Raw genomic sequence first — 7603 nt, 5'->3', positions numbered from 1 at the left:
GCTCGAAGAGCGCGTCTCGAAGCACACAGGACGCCTGCCACATCCCTCCGGAGATTCCTGGAACACCCTTCGAGGCCGGGCTTCGCAGGGCACCTCAGGACGAGGGTGAGAGATGGGAGCGGCGGCCCCTCAGGACGCCCCGCGCTCCGCGACGAGCGGGGCCAGGCGGCGCATGTCGTCGAAGACCGCCCCTGCTCCCGCCTGCGTGAGACGCTCGCCGTGGCCCGGGCCGCAATGGCTTGCGCCGGTGAACCCGAGGACCGGCATGCCCGCTGCCACAGCGGCGGCGACCCCGGCGACGCTGTCCTCGATCACGAGGCAGCGGGCGGGCGCGACGCCCATCCGCTCCGCGGCGAACAGGAAGAGATCCGGGGCGGGCTTGCCGCGGGAGACCTGGCTGGCGCTGAAGATATTGGGAGCGAAGCGGTCGTGAAGCCCCGTCAGGCGCAGGACCGTGCGCAGCTTGTCGGGCGCGCTGCTCGAGGCCACGCAGACGGGGTGCCGTATGCCGTCCAGGGCCGCCCCGACACCCGGGATCGGGCGCAGGTCGCGGGCGTAGAGGGCGGACAGGGCGGCCCTCGCCCGCTCGTCGTAATCCGCCGGCAGGCTGCGGCCCCACTCGCTCTCGATGACGGCGTACATCTCGCGATCGGGGACGCCCGTGAAGCGACGGATCAGCTCGGCGGCGCTCGTGGGATAGCCCAATGCGCCGAGCGCCTCGGCGTGGACCCGCGCGGCGAGGCTCTCGCTGTCGATGAGCACGCCGTCGCAGTCGAAGATCACGAGGTCGACGCTCAAGGAGGCCGTCCCGTCACGCGAGGCGACGGGTCCGGTCGGGCGGCTCGCTCCGGGACCGGCACCCGCCCCGTTGGCCCTCAGCGCTGGCCGGGGCGGCGCGGGGCGAGGGCGCGGGCGAGGCTTGCGAGCACGTCGTCCGGGTCGTTGGTGGGCGCGGGCGGCGCGTCGTTCGCTCCCGCAGCCGCGGGCTCCTCGGCCGGAGCGGCGGCGGCGGCAGGCGCGGGCGCCTCGGCGGGCGCCTCCTCGCGAGCGGCCTCGGCCGCGGGGGGCTCGACGGGGGCGGGCTCGGGGCGCACGGGCTCGGGCCGGGGCGGCGCGGGGGGCGGCGGGGTCGCCGGGCGCGGCGGCGGGGCCGCGCGGGTCCCGGAAGCGGCGGAGGAGCGGAAGCCGAAGCGCTGCTCCAGCGAGTCGAGCAGGCTCTCCAGAGCGCTGTTGCTGACGTTGATGTCGCCCACGTCCGGCGCGCCGTTCATGGCGATGGCGTTGAGCTCGAACCCGCCCTCGCCCGTGATCTCGCGGCCGAACCAGGCCGGCGGCTGGAAGGCCTCGGGGCGCTCGCCCTCGGGGAAGGTGACCGAGAGGACGTCGATTCGCGTCGGGATCATGAAACGGTCGAGCGCCACCTCGCGGCCGCCCTGCAAGGGCACCGTGCCGCGGGCGAAGGCGACCTTGCCCTGCGCGACGTCGAGGAGCGCCTCGGCATGGGCGCGCGGCACCTCGGCGCGCTCCTCCTCCGTGGTCCCGTTCTGCGCGGTGGAGACGAGGATGAGCTGCGCCCCGCCGTTCTCGATGCGCACGATCTGCTTGCGGTCGGGCCGCGGCGCGAAATAGCCCTCGACGATCCGGCTTCCGAGACCCCGCTCCTTCTGGATGAGGCGCGCGAGCGACGAGGCGATCAGAAACCGGCGCTCATTGGGCATGGGATCACTTCCTTCACGAACGGGGCCAATACGCGCCAGGCGGGCGCGACCCGCCGGTCATCGGGCTGCCACAACGGCGATCGTCCCAGGCGGGTTTCACCCGGGCAGTCGCAGATGTCTGTGGCGCCGGCGCCTGCGCCGGGGGGAGCGGCGGCGAAGCGCGGTCCTGACCGCGGATGCGCTTCGGATGCAACGCTCCGCGCGCCTTGTCAAATCCCTCCTGCGGCCTAGCATCACCTTGGGGCAGGCCGCGGGCCCGCCCGGCGCATCAGGAGTAGGCCCCTTGAGTTCCGTCCCGGTCGATCCCGTCACCCTCGCCGTGCTCAAAGGCCGCCTCGAGCAGATCGCCGACGAGATGGACGCGACGCTCTACCGCTCCGCTTTCAACCCCATCATCGCGGAGGCGCGCGACGCCTGCCACGGGCTCTACCACGCCACCACGGGCGACACCCTCGTCCAGGGCACCAAGGGGCTGCCGGTCTTCGTGGGCGCCATGGCCTTCGCCGTGAAGGCGGTGATCGACAAGGTCGCCCGCGACGGCGGGCTGGAGCCCGGCGACACCTTCATCTTCAACGACCCCTATGACGGGGGCACGCACCTCAACGACTTCCGCCTCGTGCGGCCGATCTTCCGCGACGGCGCCCTGTTCTGCTGGCTCGCGTCCGTGGGCCACTGGCTCGACATCGGCGGCAACGTGCCGGGCGGCTACAACCCGAAGGCCACGGAGAGCTTCCAGGAGGGCGTGCGCATCCCGCCCGTGAAGCTCGTGGAGGCGGGGCGCATGCGCGGCGACGTGGTGGACATCCTGGCCGCCAATTCCCGGGTGCCGATGTCGAACTGGGGCGATCTCAACGGCCAGCTCAACGCCCTCGATCTGGGCGAGCGGCGCCTCAGGGAGCTCCTCGACGCTTACGGCGACGGGGTGATCGCGTCGGCCTTCGAGGCGTTCTCCGAGCGGGCCGAGGCCCTGATGCGCGCGGCCATCCGCGCCCTGCCGGACGGGACCTACGCGTTCGAGGACGTGCTCGACAACGACGGCATCGTCGACGAGCCCCTCACCATCGCCCTCGACCTCACCGTGGACGGCGACACGATGAGCCTCGACTTCTCCCGCTCGTCGGGCGCCTGCCAGGGCCCCATCAACATCTCCTACGCCACCACGGTCGCGGCCTGCTACGTGGCGCTCAAGCACCTCTTCACCGAGGTGCCGGCCAATGCCGGCTGCCTGCGCCCGATCCGCTTCACCGTGACCGACGGCTCGATCCTCGGCGCCCGCGCGCCCAAGCCCGTGGCGGGCTACACGGAGACGATCCTGCGGCTCATCGGCGTGGTGTTCGGGGCGCTGGCCCAGGCCGATCCGACGCGGGCCACCGCCGCGCCCTTCGGCACCATTAACGCGCTCTCGCTCGCCGGCCATCGGGCCGACGGCTCGCGCTGGGTGATGTTCTCGTTCTTCGGCGGAGGCCTCGGCGGCAACCCCGAATCCGACGGGCTCAACCACGCCAATAACCCGATCTCCACCGCCACCATCCCACCGGCCGAGATCCTGGAGGCCTCCTACCCCGTGATGTTCACCCAATGGGCGCTTCGCCCCGATTCGGCCGGCCCCGGCGCCCATCGCGGGGGCCTCGGCGCCACCTACGAGATCGAGGTGCTGTCGCCCGGCGGCGCCGAGGTGTCGCTGCTCGGCGAGCGCGGCAAGGTCGCGCCCTTCGGCGTCGCGGGCGGCGGCCCCGCCGCGCTCAACCGCTTCGCCTGGCAGACGGCGGAGGGCTGGGAGACGGCACCGATGGTCTCGAAGATCACCAACGTGCGCCTTCAGGCGGGCCAGCGGGTCCGCCTCGACACGCCCGGCGGCGGGGGGTTCGGCAATCCCCTGGCGCGCAGCCGGGGGGACATCGAGCGCGACCTGCGGCTGGGCTACGTCTCGGGCGAGGCCGCCCGCACCCTCTACGGATGGGCCGGCGTCACGACGGGAGCCGCCGCATGAGCCCCGCACCCGGAGCGATCGTCGGCGTCGATGTCGGCGGCACCTTCACCGATTTGTTCTTCTACGACGAGGCGCAGGGGCGCTTCCGCACCGCCAAGGTGCCCTCGAACCGGGGCGACGAGGCGGTGGGCTTCCTGGAGGGCCTCAAGGCCTTCGGCGCCGTGGCGGACCTCTCGTCCATCGTCCACGGCACCACGGTGGGCACCAACGCGCTGCTCGAGCGGAAAGGGGCCCGGGTCGGCCTCATCACCACCCGGGGCTTTCGCGACGTCCTGGAGATGCGCCGGCGCGACCGGCGCCACACCTGGGGCCTGTGGGGCGACTTCGTGCCGATCATCGACCGCGACCTGCGCCTGGAGGTCGACGAGCGCGTGCTCGCCGACGGCACCGTGCGCCAGGCCGTGGACGAGGGCCAGGTCCGCGAGGCGTGCCGGACGCTGCTCGGGCTCGGCGCCAAGGCGCTCGCCATCGTGTTCGTGAACTCCTACGCCAACCCCGAGAACGAGATGCGGGCGCTCGCCGCCGCCGCAGCGGCCTGGCCCAACGGGGACGTCGCCTGCTCGGCGCAGATCCTCCCTGAGATCCGCGAGTTCGAGCGCACCTCGACGACGGCGCTCAACGCCTATCTCCAGCCCGTGGTGGGCTCCTATCTGGAGAAGCTCGACGGGGCGCTCCAGACGGAGGGCTTCACGGGGCGCTTCCACATCGTGCAGTCGAACGGCGGGGTGATGTCGACGCAGACGGCCCGGCGGCTCCCCGTGCGCACGGCCCTGTCGGGCCCCGCCGCCGGCGTGATCGCGGCGGCGGCGATCGCGAGTGCGGCGGGATTCCCCGACGTGATCACGGGGGATCTCGGCGGCACCTCCTTCGACGTGTCCCTCGTGGTGGGCGGCGGTACGTCGCTCGCGGCCCAGACCACCATCGATTTCGGCATGGTGGTGCGCACGCCCATGATCGAGATCACCACGATCGGCGCGGGCGGCGGCTCCATCGCCCATGTGGACGCGGGCGGGCTCCTCGGGGTCGGCCCCGAGAGCGCGGGCTCGCGCCCCGGCCCCGTCGCCTATGGCGGGGGCAACACGCGCCCGACGCTCACCGACGCCAACATCGTGCTCGGCCGCATCAACGCCGAGCGCCCCATCGGCGGCAAGCTCGCCCGCCTCGACGTGGAGGCGGCGACGCGCGCGATCGAGGAGCACGTGGCGGGGCCGCTCGGCCTCGACGTGATGAGCGCCGCCGAGGCGATCGTGCGGGTCGCGAACGCCAAGATGGCGGGCGCCATCCGCCTCGTCTCCATCGAGCGCGGGCACGATCCCGCCCGCTTCGCCGCCGTGCCCTTCGGCGGCGGCGGCGCCCTGCATGTGGGGGCGCTCATCAAGGAGGTCGGCCTCAAGGCGGCTTTGGTGCCCCGCTATCCGGGGGTCACCTCGGCGCTGGGCTGCGTCATCGCGGATGTCCGCCACGACGGCGTCCAGACGGTGAACCTCGCCCTCGACGGCCTCGACGCCGCCGCCCTCGACGCCCGCATGATCGCGGAGGCCGACGCGGCGCGGGCGGTGGTCGAGGCGGCGCGCCTCAGCGTCGAGCGCATCGACGTCGTCTTCGAGCTCGACATGCACTATGTCGGCCAGACCCACACGGTCTCGGTGCCCCTGCCCGTCACGGCCGAGGGCGGCACGACGGGGGTCGACGAGGCGGTGATCCGCGCGGCCTTCGAGCAGGCCTACCAGGCCTCGTTCAGCCGCCTGCTGCCGGGGCTCGGCATCCGCATCGTGAACCTTCGCACGGCGGTCATCGGCCGGCGGCCGCATTTCGACCTCGCGGCGCTCGCGCCGGGGCCCGACGCCTCCCTGGAGCGGGCGCGCCTGCCCTCGCGGCGGGTCTGGTTCGACGGCGCCTGGCACGAGGCGGCGGTGTATGCGCGCCTCGACCTGCCGGTGGGGGCGGTGATCCGGGGCCCCGCGGTGCTGGAGCAGCCCGACGCCACGACGGTGGTCGACCCCGACCTCACGGCCCGGGTCGACGCGCTCGGCAACGTGATCGTCGAGCGGGCCTGAGCGCGCCTATTCGGCGGCGGCGCTGGGCTCGGGCTCGGAGAACTGGAGGCGCGCGAGCCGGGCATAGAGCCCGCCGCGGGCGACCAGCCCGTCATGCGTGCCCTCCTCGACGATGCGGCCGCGGTCCATGACGAGGATGCGGTCGGCGGAGCGCACCGTCGCGAGGCGGTGGGCGATCACGAGGGTGGTGCGGCCCTGCATCAGCCGGTCGAGCGCCTCCTGGACGGCGTGCTCGCTCTCGGCGTCGAGCGCCGAGGTGGCCTCGTCGAGGAGCAGGATCGGGGCGTCCTTCAGGATCGCGCGGGCGATGGCGATGCGCTGGCGCTGGCCGCCCGACAGGGTCACGCCGCGCTCCCCCACCGTGGTGGCGTAGCCCTCGGGCATGAGCCGGACGAACTCGTCGGCGGCGGCGAGCTCGGCCGCCCGGCGCACGTCCGCCTCGCTCGCCTCGGGCCGCCCGTAGCGGATGTTCTCCAGGACGCTTGTCGCGAAGATCGTTGGCTCCTGGGGCACGAGCGCCATGCGGTCGCGAAGGGCCCGCGGATCGGCCTCGGTGATGGGGACGCCGTCCACGAGGATGCGCCCCTCCTGGGGGTCGTAGAAGCGCAGGAGCAGCTGGAGCACCGTGCTCTTGCCCGAGCCCGAGGGGCCCACCAGCGCGACGCGCTCGCCGGCCCGCATGTGGAGGCTCAAGCCCTCCAGGGCCGCCCGGTCGAGGCGGGTCGGATAGGCGAAGCGCACGCCCTCGAAGGCGACGGTGCCCAAGGGCGGCTGCGGCAGGGCGCGGGGCGCGGCGGGCGTGCGCACGGCGGGCTCGGCGGCGAGGATCTCGCCGAGGCGCTCGGCGGAGCCCGCGGCCTGGGCGAGCTCGCCATAGACCTCGGAGAGCTGGCCGAGCGAGCTTGCCGCGAAGACCGCGTAGAGCACGAATTGCGACAGGCGCCCCGCCGTCATGGTGCCGGCGAGCACGTCCTGGGCGCCGTACCAGAGCACGCCCACCACGCTCGCCGAGACCATGAAGATCGCGACCCCCGTGAGCGCGGCGCGGGCCGTGACGGAGATGCGGGCCGCCTCGTAGGCGTCCTCCGCGGCGCCCGCGAAGCGGGCGGCGGTGGCACGCTCCATGCCGAAGGCCTGCATGGTCCGCACCGCCCCGATCGCCTCGGAGGCATAGGCCGAGGCTTCCGCGAGCCGGTCCTGCGCGGCGCGCGACCGTGCCCGCACCTTTCTCCCTGAGAGCACGAGGGGCACGACGATGAGGGGGATGGCGAGCAGCACCAGGCCTGAGAGCTTCGGGCTCGTCCAGATCATGAGGCCGATGGCGCCGAGAAACAGGACGAGGTTGCGCAACGCCACCGAGATGCTCGCCCCGAAGGCGGACTTCACCTGCGTGGTGTCGGCGGTGAGGCGCGAGACGATCTCGCCCGTCTGGGTGGCGTCGAAGAAGGCGGGGTCGAGGGTGGTGAGGCGGGCGAACACGGCGCCGCGCACGTCCGCCACCACCCGCTCGCCAAGCGTGATCACGAAGTAGTAGCGCAGCGAGCTTGCCAGCGCGAGAACCGCCACGACCACGACGAGCATGCCGAAATAGGCGCTGATCACGTGCCCGTCGGGCTCCGAGAAGCCGTGGTCGATCACCCGGCGCACGGCGATCGGCACGACGAGCGTGGCGGCCGAGGCGGCGACGAGGGAGGCCGCCGCGGCGGCGATCCGCCCGCGATAGCGCAGCGCGTAGCCGACGAGAGGCCGCAGGGCGCCGAGCGTCGCGCGCTCGGAACGGGGGGAGACGGGACGCGCCATGCGGGCCTCAGAGCTCGGGCCGGCCGCGCGGGCGGCTT

Annotated in this window: 5 protein-coding genes; 2 read left to right on the top strand and 3 right to left on the bottom strand. The window is 73.5% G+C overall.

Translation table 11 applies throughout. The features are described 5' to 3' along the window. Positions 1 to 129 precede the first annotated feature (129 nt). Positions 130 to 798 carry an HAD family hydrolase gene (locus F0L46_RS10025; protein ID WP_149817030.1) on the bottom strand — a complete coding sequence of 223 codons (669 nt, stop codon included), beginning with the start codon at positions 796 to 798 and terminating at the stop codon, positions 130 to 132. Between the two features lie 77 nt (positions 799 to 875). Next, positions 876 to 1718, bottom strand: coding sequence for a CYTH domain-containing protein (locus F0L46_RS10020; protein ID WP_149817028.1), 843 nt, complete (start codon positions 1716 to 1718; stop codon positions 876 to 878). 283 nt (positions 1719 to 2001) lie between these two features. On the opposite strand from F0L46_RS10020, the gene F0L46_RS10015 reads away from it, so the two are divergent. Next, the gene (locus F0L46_RS10015) at positions 2002 to 3708 is read left to right on the top strand and encodes a hydantoinase B/oxoprolinase family protein (protein ID WP_276315527.1); all 1707 of its coding nucleotides are present in this window, start codon (positions 2002 to 2004) and stop codon (positions 3706 to 3708) included. Then, positions 3705 to 5765, top strand: coding sequence for a hydantoinase/oxoprolinase family protein (locus F0L46_RS10010; RefSeq protein WP_149817024.1), 2061 nt, complete (start codon positions 3705 to 3707; stop codon positions 5763 to 5765). Before F0L46_RS10015 ends, F0L46_RS10010 begins: the two co-directional genes overlap by 4 nt. A 6-nt stretch (positions 5766 to 5771) precedes the next feature. Here the strand turns inward: F0L46_RS10010 and F0L46_RS10005 are convergent, their stop codons facing one another. Next, complete coding sequence (locus tag F0L46_RS10005) at positions 5772 to 7565, bottom strand: ABC transporter transmembrane domain-containing protein (RefSeq protein ID WP_149817022.1); 1794 nt, start codon at positions 7563 to 7565, stop codon at positions 5772 to 5774. Between the last annotated feature and the right edge of the window lie 38 nt (positions 7566 to 7603).

It is taken from the genome of Salinarimonas soli (genome assembly GCF_008386575.1).
GTDB lineage: Bacteria > Pseudomonadota > Alphaproteobacteria > Rhizobiales > Beijerinckiaceae > Salinarimonas_A > Salinarimonas_A soli.
The sequence above is the reverse complement of the archived record's forward strand: the minus strand, read 5'-3'. Positions and strand labels throughout refer to the sequence as shown.

What these genes read in the sequence shown, in the direction of transcription:
- F0L46_RS10020 (WP_149817028.1), bottom strand. Translation starts at nt 1,718, where the DNA reads ATGCCCAATGAGCGCCGGTTTCTGATCGCCTCGTCGCTCGCGCGCCTC.
- F0L46_RS10010 (WP_149817024.1), top strand. Translation starts at nt 3,705, where the DNA reads ATGAGCCCCGCACCCGGAGCGATCGTCGGCGTCGATGTCGGCGGCACC.
- F0L46_RS10005 (WP_149817022.1), bottom strand. Translation starts at nt 7,565, where the DNA reads ATGGCGCGTCCCGTCTCCCCCCGTTCCGAGCGCGCGACGCTCGGCGCC.